Here is a 15692-nt window from a genome sequence, read left to right on the forward strand (position 1 = left end):
ATTACTTATGGACACAACGCTCACTCCATAACAAAATAAAAATAAAACAAACCGTACGATAACACCATCCTTTTTATACAGAGATATTCGGTGAAGGTGAAAAAAATACATCATTGAAAAGGGGGCGTTCGAAAAGGCATTTTGGGACGCCCCCTTTGCGACGAGGATGGTGACAATTTGCTCCTGCGATTACTCGTCGCAGTTAAAACCATTTGCTCCTGCGGTTACTCGTCGCAGTTAAAACCATTTGCTCCTGCGATTACTCGTCGCAGAAAAGCTCTATTGTGACCACCGCAGGAGCACAATTTTAATCAAAAATTTATTATGTAAAAAAGCGGAGTTGTTCAGAAAGTTCACTTTCTGGACGGCTCCTTTTATATAATATGATTCGCCTGTTAAAAGGGCTTATCCGAATTTTTCCGGATAAGCCCCACATTTATTAGCTATATTTCTTAAATAATAAGCAAGCGTTATGTCCACCGAAGCCTAGTGAGTTACTTAATGCATACTCGATTGCTGCTTCGCGTGCTTCATTTGCAACATAATCCAAATCACATTCTGGATCTGGTGTGTGTAAATTGATTGTTGGTGGTAAAATGCCCTCTTGCAATGCAAGCACAGTAAAGATTGCTTCAACGCCTCCAGCAGCGCCTAGTAAATGACCTGTCATCGATTTTGTTGAGCTCATTGCTAGCTTATATGCATGCTCACCGAACACGGTTTTAACTGCTTGCGTTTCAAACAAATCATTGTATGGTGTACTTGTACCATGTGCATTAATATAGCCTACCACACTTGGTTCAACGCCCGCATCATTCAATGCTTGCTGCATTGCGCGTGCAGCGCCCTCACCCTCTGGTGCTGGTGCTGTAATATGATGCGCATCACCTGTTGCACCATAACCAACGACTTCACCATAAATTTTTGCCCCACGTGCTAAAGCATGCTCTAGCTCCTCTAAGATGACAATACCTGCCCCTTCACCAATAACGAAGCCATCGCGCTCTTTATCGAATGGACGACTCGCTGTTGCTGGATCAGCGTTATTTGTCAAAGCTGTATTTGCCGTAAAGCCTGCAATTGCTAAATTCACGATTGGTGCCTCTGCGCCACCTGAAATCATCACATCGGCATCACCACGTTCAATCACTTTGAATGCATCTCCAATTGAGTTCGTACCAGATGCACATGCTGTTACAGAGCATGAGTTTGGTCCTTTTGCCCCTAAATAGATGGATACTTGACCCGAAGCCATATCTGGAATAAGCATTGGGATAAAGAACGGACTCACACGACGAGCCCCACGTTCTTGGAATGTTAAAAATTGCTGCTCATATGTTTCCATACCGCCGATTCCTGAACCAATCCAAACACCTACACGTGGTGCCATTTCTTCTGTAATTGTTAAATCGGCATCCTTCGCAGCCATCATTGATGCCGCTACTGCATATTGTGTAAAGCGATCCATTTTACGTGCTTCTTTACGCTCTACAAATTGCTCAATGTCAAAATCATTAATTTCAGCTGCTACTTTCGCTGTAAATTTCTCTGCATCTACACGTGTTAACGGGCCAATTCCCGATTTACCTGCTTTAATTGCATCCCATGTTAATTGTGCAGTAGTTCCAAGTGGTGTTACTGCTCCGATTCCTGTTACAACAACTCTACGTTTTGTCATGTCTGTCTCTTCCCCCTCAAGTATTATTTACCCCAACGTAGTGCGACAGCTCCCCATGTTAAGCCGCCACCAAATCCAACGAGTACGATTAAATCATCCTCTTTAATTTTACCATCTTCTAAGTCATCTACTAAAGAAATACCAATAGAGGCTGCCGATGTATTGCCATATTTATGAATCGTTTTCGACATTTTTTCCTCTGGTAAGCCTAAGCGCTCACGAGCCGCTTCCATAATGCGAATATTCGCCTGATGTGGAATTAAATAATCTACATCTTCTTTATTATAACCAGCTTTTTCAACAACGTTCATCGCAGATTCGCCCATTTGACGCACAGCGAACTTAAATACTTCTCTACCATTCATCGCAATCGCATTGCGTTCATCTAAGCATAAATATTTCCCACCTGTGCCATCTGCGCCAAGCTCAAATGATAAAATACCGCGTCCCTCAGACACTTTCGATACGATAGCTGCACTTGCACCATCACCGAATAACACAGCTGTATTACGATCTTCCCAGTCAACAATTTTTGAAAGCTTCTCAACACCTACTACAAGTATATAATCATAGCTGCCGCCTTCAACAAATTGCTTCGCTGTAATTAATCCATACATAAAGCCCGCGCAAGCTGCAGATATATCCATAGCTGCTGCATTTTTTGCACCTAATGCCTCCTGTATTTGACATGCTACAGTTGGAAATGCTTGATCAGGTGTAACTGTCGCTACTAAAATTAAGCCGATTTGCTCAGCGCTAATGCCTGCATTATCAATTGCTGCTACAGCTGCTTTATATGCTAAATCCGATGTATCTTCATTGTCAGCTGCAATTCTGCGCGCTTCAATGCCTGTACGTGTACGAATCCATTCATCACTTGTATCTAAAATTTTCTCTAAATCCTCATTTGTCACTATTTTTTCCGGTACGTATTTGCCAATACCGATAATCCCTGCATTCATACAGCGTCCCCTCTCTTGGTTAACACTAATTATTAATACTTGGTACTAATTATAGCCAACATTTTTTTGAATCGCAAGAAATTCTTTTTCAAACAACCTTCACAATTGTTTAAAAAACAGTAATTTTATTTTTGCATGACGTGTGGTATTATATTAAAGATGTGATTGAATGAAAACGATATACAAAGTCTAAATAGAGGTGAAACAAATGCAATACATTATGACATTTTTCTGGTCATTCCTACTTGTATCAATGTTAACTTATGTAGTAAGTTCGATTTTAGGTGTAGACCCTAACTTCGGCTTAGCAGCTATTCTTTCTGTAGCAGTCAGCATTTTAGTATTTATCATTGCTGCAGTTCTTCCAAGCGCTCCAGTGGCGGATACGGATAGTCATCATTAATAACAAAAGGCTGTAAGGAAGTAGATTCCTTACAGCCTTTTGTATTTTACAACTGCATTTCAACAAATTCATTATGATATGCAATAGCAAATATGTTCTTAAATAAATCCACACAACAACTATTTACGGCTTTAAATCTAATATTTTATTTGAAACTATGCCTGTTTCCCCCCAATCATCCCTACTATCATTTTTATAGTTATTATAAACCTGCAATATAAATTCTTGGTCATCAGTGACATTTTCAACATCCTTAAGAATTTCATCAATATCATCTTTTGTAGTAAAATAGCATAAATTTTCATTTGAAATCGAATATCTGAGTTCACTGCCTTGAGAAACCCCAATGATATCATACAGTAACCTAAAGATATTATCCTTATTAATAACATCTTTTATATAATTTTTGATAATAGATAAATCTTCTTCATAACACCTAACCAATCCCCATATATTACCTTTATTGTAATATTCATCATCATACAGATCAATTGAATCTTCTATAATGCTAGCACACATTTCTTTATAGAGTTTTTCCATTTCTTCCATTCTACCAGTTATATTTTTACCTTCCTTATCATGTTTAAACCAGTATAATAAACTGGATATATTTTGCACTTTATCATAATCACTTTTTATCTTTTCTAAAAATTCCTTATATTGCTCCTCATTTATCATTTGCAATAATCCCCAAATTATAATTTCTACTCTACTACGGGCACTCAGAGAAAAGAAACCTCTAGTATTATCAATATCATTTATACTTTTAAATAAAGCAATTGTTAATTCATAAATAGATTCATTTTGTAAATCATCTATGTATAATTGTAATCTTTCGAAGAATTCTTTTTGGTAATAATCAGGCATACTCGCTAATAAATCCTTTAGAATTTGTGCTGGAGCTTCTGAGTCTTGTATATTATTTATTCTTTTCACAAATTGTCCAACTCTATTTCCAACTTCCAAATATTCATTTCCTGTTTTCGTAAAATATAAATCGAAATATTTACCACTGCATATTCTATTATTTTTCGATATTTCTTGATACGAATCATCTCTCAAAATAACATTCCCATCGTATTCTAATTGTTGATTAGTATGATATCTTTTCACATATGGAAAAATCTCTTGTAATAAATCAAGGTATTTGGCATTATTTTGGTCTTCAAATAGAGTTTCAAAAAATTGGTTTCCTGATATATTAAAAGTAGCTCTATCAATAACTGACCTATAAACTTCTTTATCTACCATTTGATCATGAGAAATAAAATATTTTCGGTTTTTATATATTGTATTGTATAATTGTATATTATTTAAACGAATGTATTCAATTGATAAAAAATCTCTAGTATCCAAATAATTCATGTTATTAACATGGGTATTTAATACCGAATTTATATATCTTTTAAAATCCCTAAAATCCTCTGTTAATTTACAAATAGCGCGAATAAAAGAATGATAATTACTTAATTTACTTAAATCCTCACCATAGGCAATTAATATATTATTCAAACATCTACTCATTGTGTCTTCTAGTACACTTCTATCTACTTCTGGTACAAAAATTTGCATTTGAATTATTTTTTTTAAATATTGATAATCAATACTTAAATTATTTTCAAAAGCGTTCTTTACTTGTTTATTATCAAATGAAAGAATATAGATTACCCGCTCAAAATCAAATACGTTTCCAATAAGTTTGAATAACAAAACGATATTCTCACTCTCTGCTCTATCAATATTATCAATAAAGAAGATTACCTTCTTACCAGAGAACTTCAAATAGTCATTTATTCTATTTTTCAATACATCTATTGTATCAATTGGTTTCAGAAAACTTTTAATCATATTTGTCTTCTTACTTCCAAAAAGGCTACTATAAATAGAATCAGCCATTTGCTTAGTTAATAATGAATTAAATTTTATTCCTGATTTCTGAATAATTGTATCAAACATGCTGTAAAATAGGCTTTCTTGGTTAGCATATGACCATGGATCTAATTCATCAATTATAATTATCCCTTCGTTTGTTTTTAACATCCTTTTTACATTACTTATTATAGTTGTTTTACCACTGCCCCAACTCCCCTCCAAGCTAATAACAAAACCTTCATTAGGATTACAGTTTTGAATTGTATCGTATAATAAATTAATAACGCTACTTCTGTTAAGTAAGTCATAATCAACTTCTTTTTCACCTAACATAATAGGCTGCCCCTCTATCATTGAAAATTTACCATTATAAATATCTTTTAAATCAATGACATTCGATTTGTATTCCCCTACTGTTTCAATTGCCTTTTTTATCCCGCCTGATCTTATTCTAATAAGTTCTATTACTATAATTAGCATAAGTATTAGCGATACTATTTTATACGGGGAAAGAGATGCATATATTAACGATATACTACTATATAAAATTGATGATAGTAAAATCACTAAGTATATTGCATCGATTATGTTTATCGAAACAATTTTGAACGCGTCAAAAAAATGAAATTCTACTGCTGTTAATATAAAGAATAAAAACACTAACATTATCAAAATTACTGTGATTTTCATATCATATGCCAATAAAAACTTAGTAGGAAAATTTAAAATATCAATGATAAAAAGTGCTGATGTTAATAACATTGCATATTTAAAAATGAAAACCCAACTATAATATTTTTTTACCTCATCAAGATAAATTCTCATATCCTAATCTCCTTTCAAACAAATATAATTAATATTTTATCTACATCTTCAATTGATTTCCAATTTAAAATATTAACAACTATAAGCCAAAAACATTCCCTCTTCATAAGTATATTGTATAATTACGGAAAATCAAAAAAACAAGAATTGGAGTACAATTCTTGTCTCTTCAATCCTATTATTTAATTAATTGTACAGTTAGTTATGAAACTTCTCAATATGCACCGCTCCATCAAGCAATGTTACTTCTAATGTATCCCCTGGCAATACATTACCTTGTAACAACGCCTTTGCCACGGCCGTTTCAATATGACGTTGTACGAAGCGTTTCAACGGACGTGCGCCAAATTGTACGTCGACGCCTTGTTCTACAACCCACCGAACAACTGCATCATCCACATTCACAGTAATTTCCTGCTCTGCAATGCGTGCCTGTAGCTGGTGAACATATTTCCAAGCGATTGCATAAAAATGTTCATTCGTTAAAGCATGGAATGTAATAATATCATCAACACGATTCAATAGCTCTGGCTTGAAATGCTGACGAAGAGCTGTCATGACAAGTTCCTCAGCCTGTTCATTTGCTTCCAGTAAATAGCTTGAGCCAATATTTGATGTCATAATAATAACCGTATTGCTAAAGTTGACATTACGCCCTTGGCTATCTGTAATGCGTCCATCATCTAGCACTTGTAACAAAATATTCGCGACATCTGGATGAGCTTTCTCAATTTCATCCAATAACACAACTGCATATGGATTACGGCGTACTGCCTCTGTTAACTGCCCACCCTCCTCATAGCCAATATAGCCTGGAGGTGCACCAACAAGTCTTGAAACACTATGCTTTTCCATATACTCACTCATATCAATGCGAATAAAGTGATCCTCTGAGTCGAATAATTGTGCAGCTAACGCTTTGGCTAGCTCTGTTTTCCCAACACCTGTAGGTCCTAAAAATAAAAATGAACCTATAGGCTTTGTTGGATCTTTAATACCTGCACGTGCACGCCATACCGCTTCCGTAACGAGTGTTACCGCATTGTCCTGTCCTACGACACGCTCATGTAAAACATCCTTTAAGCGCAGTAGCTTTTCACGTTCTCCCTCTACCAGCTTCATGACAGGAATGCCTGTCCAACGCGCAACGATAGAAGCAATTTCATCAGCGGTTACTTCCTCACGTAATAGACGTGCTTCCTCATCATTTAAAGATGCTTCAAGCTCTGCTAACTCTTTTTCCAATGTTGGAATTTTACCATGTCGTAGCTCTGCTGCTTTGTTTAAATCATATTTGCTCTCCGCCTCTTCTAAATCACGACGATGTTTATCGAGCTGCTCACGTTTCTTTTGAATGGATTGCAAGCTCGCCTTTTCAGCTTCCCATTGTGTCATCATATCATTTGATGATGCTTTCAATTCAGCAATTTCATTCCTTAATGTTTCGAGGCGTTTTTTACTTGCCTCATCTTTTTCCTTCTGTAATGCTTGTTCCTCGATTTCAAGCTGCATCAAACGACGCTTTATCATATCGAGCTCCTGTGGCATTGAATCAATTTCTGTACGAATCATCGCACATGCCTCATCAATTAAATCAATCGCTTTATCTGGTAAAAAGCGTTCCGTAATATAACGATTTGATAATTCTGCCGCCGCAATAATCGCACGGTCATGAATGCGCACAGCATGGTGTAGCTCAAAGCGCTCCTTCAAGCCACGTAAAATTGATACGGTATCCTCGATAGAAGGCTCACGCACTAATACTTGCTGGAAGCGACGCTCTAATGCAGGGTCCTTCTCAATATACATACGGTACTCATCTAAAGTTGTTGCCCCAATGCAATGCAATTCACCGCGCGCTAGCATTGGTTTCAGCATATTTCCTGCATCCATTGCACCATCTGTTTTACCTGCGCCAACAATTGTATGAATTTCATCAATAAATAAAATGATGCGCCCTTCTGAATCCTTCACTTGCTTCAATACAGCCTTTAAGCGCTCCTCAAATTGCCCACGATAGCTCGCACCTGCAATTAATGCACTCATATCTAATTCGTACAGCTCTGCATCCTTTAATCCTTCTGGCACATCTTTGCGTACAATACGCTGTGCTAACCCTTCAACGATAGCTGTCTTCCCGACACCTGGCTCACCAATTAGTACAGGATTGTTTTTTGTTTTTCTTGTTAAGATGCGAATGACATTGCGAATTTCTTCATCTCGCCCAATAACAGGGTCCATTTTCCCCTTCTTCACTTCTTCGATTAAATTCCGCCCAAATTGTTCTAAAGGGGGACGATTATCTTCTGTTTGTTTAAATTGCATCAAATATCCCTCCAAAAAGTTTGACCTTTACTGACTAATTAAATTATAAGTCTTCAGAGAAAGCTTTGCAAAAAAATACTCCACAACTGATGGAGCATAGTCTTCCTTCAATAAGAAAGTCATATTTTAATACAGAAGCTATATTTTCCTTATACATATTATGCTATTATAGCCTTAAACAATTTTTGAAAATGTCAGTCACAATTCCTACATCTATGTAAGAAAGGAGTGCATGTACATGTCTTTTCAAACAATCCCTACAGAGATTTTTCAGCTATTTGAAGAACATGGTTCATTAATAAAAATTGATAAAGGTCATCAGCTCTTTCAAGAAGGTGAAAAAGCACATCACATATTTTTAATTAAAAGCGGAATTATCCAGCTTAGTAAGGAAACCGAGCAAGGTAAGGAATTAACTTTACGTATTTGTGGTGATGGTGTCATTATTGGGGAAAGCTCGCCATTTTGTCAGCTTAACTATCATATGGTTAACGCTAGAGCATTAGAGACAGCCACATTATTATCACTTTCACATAACACGTTCGAATTGTTAGTAACAGAACATCCCAAATTAATGATGGAATATTTACAATGGGTGCAAATCGAGGCGATGAAACATCAAAGTCGCTTGCGCGATTTAATGCTTCATGGAAAAAAGGGAGCGCTTTATTCAACATTAATTCGCCTAACTAATACGTATGGAGAAGTGCAAGAGGATGGTTCTATCTTTATCAATTTCACTTTAACGAATACCGAGTTAGCAAACCTGTGTGCTACAAGTCGTGAATTGATTAATCGTATGCTCAATGATTTGAAAAAGCGCAACATCATTTCCTTTAACAAAAGCTACATTACGATACATGATTTACAGTTTTTAAAGAATGAAATTAATTGTGAAAATTGTCCTTTAACGATTTGCCGAATTGATTAAAAAAGTCGATTTCACACCAATGTTTTTGGTATGAAATCGACTTTTACATTTAGCGCACACCTAGCGCCATTTTTGCATAGCGTGTCATCATATCTTTTGACCACGCTGGTGTCCACACAATATTAACTTCTGTATCCTTTACTTCTGGTAGTTCACCTAAAGCTGTTTTAACTTGGTCTACAATAACAGGGCCAAGTGGGCATCCCATAGAAGTTAATGTCATCGTTACCGTCGCTAAGCCTTCTTCATTTAAATCCACATCATATACTAAGCCTAAGTTAATAATATCAATACCTAACTCAGGGTCAATTACATTTTCTAAAGCGCTATACATGCTATCTTTCATATCTTGATCAATCGCCATTTCTCAACACTCCTTTCTTGTTACATTTTATGATAGCAGAACTCTAAGCTTATGCCAAATGCTGTGCAAGCCAGTCCGTTACAGCAAGCATCCCTGCTCTTGATACAGCATGCCCGGCTTTTTCATCTACCATGTATGCAGAGCGCGAGTTTTCTCCATGCTTTTCGAAGTACGGATAGCTCATCTCAAATGGGACAACTTGATCTTGTTTGCCATGCCAAAAAATTGTCGGTACTCGCTGTAAAATATCCTCTTTATTTTCTAAATCATATGCTGCCAATGCCGTCATTGTATGGGCAAGCTCTTGCTCAGTAAAGGGCAGCTGCACACCAGCTTTTGCAAATTGAGCAAGCTGGTGCTCAGCAAATTTCTTATAGCTTGTTGCCCCCATACAAACACCAGCAGCCTGTATCCAATCATATTGACTTAAACAGCCTACTGTCACAATACCGCCCATTGAAGTGCCTGCAATGCCAATGGTATTATTTGCCAATAAACCTTTATTTTGAAGAGCTTCTTCAATCGTTTCAACCTCTCCCACTGTACGTGTAACAATATCCCAAAATACAGGCTCTAGCTGCTGTGTGCTTGTATTTGGCTTTGCACGCTCCCCATGTAGATGGGCATCAGGTAAAATGACACGTACCCCTTTCTCTACTAACTGATAAGCAAAATGTAAATTATGCTCCTTCGCACTGCCAAAGCCATGAATAAAGATGACGCTAGGACTTTCTATGGTCATTTCTTTCGTATGCACATGCAATAATGGTATGTGCTCCCACACCTCACGTTGGACAATCACTTAACTTCACTCCTACAAACAATATTATATTTAGAGTAACAAAAATTGAATGATATGACAAAACTTTGACGTATAATAGCGAGACACAGTAAAATAGAATGAAACTTCAATCAGTGACATATACTGCTTGCTTGTTTTTAGCGTTTAGCTTTGTTGACGCTAATGAAAGGGGACTATCTTATATGAAGCAACATTTAATCGTCTTAGATCTAGACGGTACATTACTAACAGATCAACAACAAATCTCCACACATACAAAGGATATTTTAATGAAAGCCCAGCAAGAGGGACATGCAGTCATGATTGCAACGGGTCGTCCTTATCGTGCGAGTGAAATTTATTACCGCGAGCTTGATTTAAAAACACCAATCGTTAATTTTAATGGTGCATTAGTACATCACCCAACGAATAGTGCTTGGCAGCAGCTTCATTCACCGCTTGCAATGAGCGTTGTACACGATGTTGTCGATTCAGTTGATAAATTTGATTATGAAAATTTAATCGCAGAAATAATGGATGATGTTTATTTGCATAATGAAGATGAAAAAATGATGCATATTTTAACGATGGGCAATCCACAAATTACAACAGGTAATTTAAAAACTCATTTATTGGAGGACCCTACTAGCTTACTTATTCAAGCGACAGATCAGCATATTACAACAATTCGTCAGCATTTAGAGGATGTCCACGCTGAATTAATTGAGCACCGCCGCTGGGGGGCACCATTCAATATTATTGAAGTTGTACGCAAAGGGTTAAGTAAAGCGGTTGGCATTTCTCGTATTGCCCATGAAATGCAAATTCCACGCGAGCGCATTATTGCTTTCGGTGATGAGGATAACGATTTAGAAATGATTGATTATGCAGGAATAGGTGTTGCAATGAACAATGGCATTGAACCATTAAAGAACATTGCTAATGAAATTACGCTATCCAATAATGAAGATGGCATCGGGAAGTTTTTAGCACAGCGTTTGAAGCTGTAACTGATGGAACGATGTTAACAACTTCCCTTGGGCTCATTCGTTTAACTATTAATGATGTGGAAGTATAAAGCAAAGCTAGAGAAATCAAAAATTCAATATTCTATTCCTAATTTGAGGGTATTAGATGAAGCTGAAAGGTATGAAGCCATTTCTTTTTATAAAAATAATATAAAGCTGACTATTGATGTTAAAGTTGCATTTCACGAACGAGTTAGGTATCCATTAAAAATGGTATTGAAATTTATGCACGCTTTGCGCTACACATTGGAGTACGTTGGATACATCCTTGTACAGAACAAAATGATATTCAAACATATTTAGTGCTGACCTTTTCACAAACAAAATATTACTTATAATATATTTTTATGTAGTTAAATCAAAACCCCCTCTCTCGCAAATGCAAGAGAGGGGGTTTTAGCCTTACACTAATTATTATTTAATTGGTGCATCAGCAGTTAATTCGATATCTTGAAGTTCCGTTGGGTTAGAATAGTCAATGCTATAATTTTTCACACGTTTATTAACAGGTGAAAGTTCTAAACGGTACATCATTGGAACGATTGGAGCTAATTCAGCAATTTCTTTTTCGAATGCCGCAAACTGTGCCGCACGGTAAGATGCATCGAATGCCTCTGGAGAATCCATGTTCAATAAAGTTTGTTGTAAGCTCTCAGATGTGTAGCGAGAGAAGTTATATTGAGCATTAAGTCCATATGTGCTAATTTGAGATGGGTTAGTACCTACACCCCATGCAGCCATAAAGATATCAATGTTCGGATCATCCGCTTGAACTCGGTCATAGAATGAGTTGAATTCAAGTGTACGGCCATCTGTGAATACTACATTTAAGCCAACTTCTTTCCAGTTTTGTAACCAGAATGCTGCAATTTGCTCAGCTACATCGTCACCTGACATTGTAGCAAATTTAATTTCAAGTGGTTTACCATCTTTATCTTCACGGAAGCCGTCGCCGTCAACATCTTTGAAGCCAGCGTCGTCTAATAATTGGTTTGCTTTTTCAGGATCGTATTTATATCCTTCTAATTCAGGATTGTAATATGATTTAAATACTGGTGGCATGATAGCATTTGCACGCTCACGTAAACCATCATAGAACACTTCTGTTACTTCTTCAACGTTTAATGCATAAGCCATAGCTTGACGTAAGTTTACGTCACCCATTTTAGAGTTTTCTAAATCTGTTACTACAGCTTTAGTTTCTGAATCCCATTTACCTACTTTAAAGCCTAGGTATGAGTAGTAAAGCTCAGGGCGAGCTAAAATATCAATGTTTGTTAAGTTTTCGATTTCTGGATATTGCGCAGAACCGAATGATAATGCTAAGTCATATTCGCCAGCCTCTAAAGCTTTTGCGATAGAAGCAGGTGGTACTACTTTTACGATAACGCCATCTAATTTCGGCTTACCTTTCCAGTAGTGCTCATTTGCTTTGTATTGTACAGACTCACCAGGAACAATGCGATCAATTACGAAAGCACCAAGTGTAACTGGATTTTTACGAACTGCATCATGCTCTACTAAGTCCGCTACAGGAACATCACCAAGGATGTGGCTTGGCTCAGCATATGTCCAAAGACCATCACCACCAGAAGCTAATGCTGGAGAAATCTGTTTCATATGAATTTCTAAAGTTGTTTCATCAATCTTTTTCAGACCAGAAATTGTGTCTGCTGTACCATTATGATACTCTTCAACACCGATAATATTTTTTAGCTCTTCGCCATAACGAACACCTGTATAATCAGCGTGTGCGATAATTTCATATGGTAAAATTAAATCTTCGATTTTTAATGGCTCGCCATCAGACCATTTAACACCTTCACGAATTTTAATCGTTACGATACTTGGCTCACCCTCTTTTTCTGCTGGCTTTGATTCCATGCTAGCAATACCTTCATCAGTAATTAAAAAGTCACCGTCAGTTTTGAAAAGAGAATTAGATGCGAATGATAATAAATCACCATCGTATGCATCTTCATATAATGCATATGAGAAGATACCTTGGAAAGGTGAATCCTTCTGCATTGCTACCATTAATGTACCGCCCTCAATAGCAGTACCGTCATTTTCAACAGCTAATTGGAAACCATCTTCTTGCTCAGTATTTGTTTCTTCATTAGTCGTTGTGCCACCGTCAGTTTTATTTGTGTCAGTGCCTTTGCTTGCGTCTTCGTTCTTATCTCCGCCACATGCAGCTAATACAAACATTAGTGCAAATAACATCGCTAGAAGAGCCCAACGTTGTTTCTTCATTTTATTTCCTCCCTTTTTTGCCTCAGCTAGAAATTGTACCTATAAACACTAGCCATATTTATCAAAACACATTTATCAAATTGATAAACGCGATGGTACCAATCTTTTCTGTACCAAATGTATTAGCGCTAAAATGAAAGCGCTAGCAACAAGTACAAAACCATAAATACATTCTAGTAAATCTTTCAAAAAAAATCAATTTTCAGTTTTTTCTGAATATAATAAATTAATAGTTTATTCAAGAAGCACCTATTTAAAGTTACTACTTTCATATCTTAACTATTTTATATGCAAAAAGTCTAGTATAATTTCATGAATTTTGAGAGAAATTTAGAAAATATTTTCTAAATTTCCCTCTTCATGCTATTAACCTAGGCGCTGCTTAGCATCTGCTGCACGACGTAAAGCTTGTCCAACATAGTTGATTGAAAGCATTAAAATTAAAATAAATAATGCTGCTGGTAGCCATACCCACCAATATGTTGACATAACTAACGGGTTATTTGCATATGCTACAAGTGTTCCTAATGAAGGCGTTGACGGTGGTAAACCGAAGCCTAAAAAAGTCAAACCTGTTTCAATCCCAATATTCCCTGCAAAGTTTAATGTTGCTTCAACAATTAAAATAGAACTAATATTTGGCATTACTTCCTTGAAAATAATAACAAAATCATTTGTACCAAGCGTTTTCGAAGCATTTACATAATCACGACGGCTTTCTGATAATGCTTTTGAACGTACGAGACGTGCAATACCAGTCCAACCGAATATACTCACAATGATAATAAACGTAAAAACTGTATACTTCGGTACAATTGTAATAAATACAATGATAATCATTAAAGATGGCAATGTGATGAAGAAGTCGATAATACGCATAAACATATTATCAATCCAGCCACCAAAATAACCACAGGCTAAACCGATAAAAATACCTGCTATACCTGTAATTAATGTAATCGCAATCGCAATTAATAACGAGTTTTTAGCCCCGATAATCAACTGTCCAAAAATATCACTACCACCAATATCTGCTCCAAGCCAATGAGCGGTACTCGGTGGTGCATATTTATCACGTAACGATACTTTCATGACCTCTGCTGGGTCGAAAAATAATGATGCGATAAAAACACCTGAAATCGTTAAAACCATCAAAACTAATGAAAACATCGCCACTTTATCTTTTAGAAACTCGCGCCATATTACTTGAAAGCCTGTTGGCGGAGCGCTGACGATTTCTTGTTCTTTTTTATTGTCTTTCTCTTTAACCACTTTTTTCACCTCTCCTTAACTTATTATTTTGTCTATTCAATCCTAATTCGTGGGTCAACAATACTCATAATAATATCGGATAATAGACTACCTAATAACGCTAAGAAGCCGTATAACATAACGAGTGCCGTGATAACACTATAGTCACGTGATGCAATAGACGAAATAAATAGTTGCCCCATACCTGGATATGCGAAAATTGTTTCAATGAAAATAGAACCGCCTAATAAGCCCGTAATTGTAAAACCAATAAATGCTGCAACTGGTAATAACGAGTTACGGAAAATATGTCGAGAATACACTTTACGTGCTGGCACACCTTTTGCTCGTGCTGTACGTACATAGTCCATGCCTTTTGCATCAACTACTTCTGTACGTAAATATTGGATAATTCCAACCGTTCCTAAAATCGCTGCTGTAAATGCAGGTAAAATCATATGATAGATTTTACTCATATAATAGCCAGCCGAGCCTGGCACTTCACGCACATCTACTGAGCCTGTTGTTGGGAACCAGTGTAATTGATAACCGAAGAAGTATAGCAAAATTAATGCTAATACGAATGTCGGTATGGCAAAGCTTACAAAACTATATAAAACTACCCCTCTGTCAAACCAGCTGTTATGGAAACGCCCTGCCAATACCCCTAATGGCACTGCGATTGCATAAAGCATTACAGCTGTTAATAACGATAACCAGAACGTATTTAACGCACGTTCACCGATTAATGTTGATACTTTTACTTTGTACGTATAACTGTTTCCAAACTCCCCTTGGAAAGCATTACCAACCCAACGCGCATATTGTTGATACCATGGATCATTCAAACCATTTATTTCACGCAATTCTTCAATACGTGCAGGATCTGTTTCAGGCGTAATTTTACCTGTAAATGGATCACCAGGCATGTTTTTCGCCATAATGAAAATTAATAAACTCAGCACAAATAATTGTGGAATCATAATTAAGAAACGTCTAATAATCGTTTTCCACAT

At 36.5% G+C, this 15692-nt stretch carries 12 protein-coding genes; 3 read left to right on the plus strand and 9 right to left on the minus strand.

What is annotated here, in order from left to right; translation table 11 throughout:
* Positions 1 to 439 precede the first annotated feature (439 nt).
* Both fabF and R6U77_RS01235 read right to left on the minus strand, forming a co-directional pair.
* Positions 440 to 1678 (minus strand): beta-ketoacyl-ACP synthase II, encoded by a 1239-nt coding sequence (gene fabF, locus R6U77_RS01230; RefSeq protein ID WP_319837102.1) that lies wholly within the window; start codon positions 1676 to 1678, stop codon positions 440 to 442.
* A gap of 23 nt (positions 1679 to 1701) precedes the next feature.
* Positions 1702 to 2640, minus strand: a complete 939-nt coding sequence (locus tag R6U77_RS01235) for a beta-ketoacyl-ACP synthase III (RefSeq protein WP_319837103.1) — start codon at positions 2638 to 2640, stop codon at positions 1702 to 1704.
* A gap of 208 nt (positions 2641 to 2848) precedes the next feature.
* Here R6U77_RS01235 and R6U77_RS01240 point away from each other — a divergent pair, with 208 nt between their 5' ends.
* A complete protein-coding gene (locus R6U77_RS01240; RefSeq protein ID WP_319837104.1) occupies positions 2849 to 3043 on the plus strand; it encodes a YjzD family protein in 195 nt (64 codons plus the stop codon).
* Between the two features lie 123 nt (positions 3044 to 3166).
* On the opposite strand, the gene R6U77_RS01245 is transcribed toward R6U77_RS01240, so the two are convergent.
* The gene (locus R6U77_RS01245) at positions 3167 to 5740 is read right to left on the minus strand and encodes a P-loop NTPase fold protein (protein WP_319837105.1); all 2574 of its coding nucleotides are present in this window, start codon (positions 5738 to 5740) and stop codon (positions 3167 to 3169) included.
* A gap of 198 nt (positions 5741 to 5938) precedes the next feature.
* Entirely contained in the window at positions 5939 to 8065 is a 2127-nt protein-coding gene (locus R6U77_RS01250; protein WP_319837106.1) for an ATP-dependent Clp protease ATP-binding subunit, read from the minus strand.
* 238 nt (positions 8066 to 8303) lie between these two features.
* Here R6U77_RS01250 and R6U77_RS01255 point away from each other — a divergent pair, with 238 nt between their 5' ends.
* Positions 8304 to 8996 (plus strand): Crp/Fnr family transcriptional regulator, encoded by a 693-nt coding sequence (locus R6U77_RS01255; protein WP_319837107.1) that lies wholly within the window; start codon positions 8304 to 8306, stop codon positions 8994 to 8996.
* Between the two features lie 49 nt (positions 8997 to 9045).
* On the opposite strand, the gene R6U77_RS01260 is transcribed toward R6U77_RS01255, so the two are convergent.
* Both R6U77_RS01260 and R6U77_RS01265 read right to left on the minus strand, forming a co-directional pair.
* Positions 9046 to 9360, minus strand: a complete 315-nt coding sequence (locus R6U77_RS01260; protein WP_406601069.1) for a metal-sulfur cluster assembly factor — start codon at positions 9358 to 9360, stop codon at positions 9046 to 9048.
* 49 nt (positions 9361 to 9409) lie between these two features.
* Entirely contained in the window at positions 9410 to 10162 is a 753-nt protein-coding gene (locus tag R6U77_RS01265; protein ID WP_319837108.1) for a prolyl oligopeptidase family serine peptidase, read from the minus strand.
* Positions 10163 to 10344: 182 nt separating this feature from the next.
* Here R6U77_RS01265 and R6U77_RS01270 point away from each other — a divergent pair, with 182 nt between their 5' ends.
* The gene (locus tag R6U77_RS01270) at positions 10345 to 11151 is read left to right on the plus strand and encodes a Cof-type HAD-IIB family hydrolase (protein WP_319837109.1); all 807 of its coding nucleotides are present in this window, start codon (positions 10345 to 10347) and stop codon (positions 11149 to 11151) included.
* Positions 11152 to 11583: 432 nt separating this feature from the next.
* Here the strand turns inward: R6U77_RS01270 and R6U77_RS01275 are convergent, their stop codons facing one another.
* The 3 genes from R6U77_RS01275 to opp4B all read right to left on the minus strand — a co-directional run bounded on the left by R6U77_RS01275 (position 11584) and on the right by opp4B (position 15692).
* Entirely contained in the window at positions 11584 to 13425 is a 1842-nt protein-coding gene (locus R6U77_RS01275) for an oligopeptide ABC transporter substrate-binding protein (RefSeq protein ID WP_319837110.1), read from the minus strand.
* A 366-nt stretch (positions 13426 to 13791) separates the two neighbouring features.
* The gene (locus R6U77_RS01280) at positions 13792 to 14697 is read right to left on the minus strand and encodes an ABC transporter permease (protein ID WP_319837111.1); all 906 of its coding nucleotides are present in this window, start codon (positions 14695 to 14697) and stop codon (positions 13792 to 13794) included.
* Between the two features lie 32 nt (positions 14698 to 14729).
* Positions 14730 to 15692 (minus strand): oligopeptide ABC transporter permease, encoded by a 963-nt coding sequence (gene opp4B / locus R6U77_RS01285; protein ID WP_293929524.1) that lies wholly within the window; start codon positions 15690 to 15692, stop codon positions 14730 to 14732.

This window comes from Lysinibacillus louembei, assembly GCF_033880585.1.
In the GTDB taxonomy this organism is placed as follows: domain Bacteria; phylum Bacillota; class Bacilli; order Bacillales_A; family Planococcaceae; genus Metasolibacillus; species Metasolibacillus louembei.

Excerpts from the sequence above, each read along its gene's own strand:
- R6U77_RS01240 (WP_319837104.1), top strand. The coding sequence starts at position 2,849 with ATGCAATACATTATGACATTTTTCTGGTCATTCCTACTTGTATCAATG.
- R6U77_RS01260 (WP_406601069.1), bottom strand. The coding sequence starts at position 9,360 with ATGGCGATTGATCAAGATATGAAAGATAGCATGTATAGCGCTTTAGAA.
- R6U77_RS01270 (WP_319837109.1), top strand. The coding sequence starts at position 10,345 with ATGAAGCAACATTTAATCGTCTTAGATCTAGACGGTACATTACTAACA.
- R6U77_RS01255 (WP_319837107.1), top strand. The coding sequence starts at position 8,304 with ATGTCTTTTCAAACAATCCCTACAGAGATTTTTCAGCTATTTGAAGAA.
- R6U77_RS01275 (WP_319837110.1), bottom strand. The coding sequence starts at position 13,425 with ATGAAGAAACAACGTTGGGCTCTTCTAGCGATGTTATTTGCACTAATG.
- R6U77_RS01250 (WP_319837106.1), bottom strand. The coding sequence starts at position 8,065 with ATGCAATTTAAACAAACAGAAGATAATCGTCCCCCTTTAGAACAATTT.
- R6U77_RS01245 (WP_319837105.1), bottom strand. The coding sequence starts at position 5,740 with ATGAGAATTTATCTTGATGAGGTAAAAAAATATTATAGTTGGGTTTTC.
- fabF (WP_319837102.1), bottom strand. The coding sequence starts at position 1,678 with ATGACAAAACGTAGAGTTGTTGTAACAGGAATCGGAGCAGTAACACCA.
- R6U77_RS01235 (WP_319837103.1), bottom strand. The coding sequence starts at position 2,640 with ATGAATGCAGGGATTATCGGTATTGGCAAATACGTACCGGAAAAAATA.
- opp4B (WP_293929524.1), bottom strand. The coding sequence starts at position 15,692 with ATGTGGAAAACGATTATTAGACGTTTCTTAATTATGATTCCACAATTA.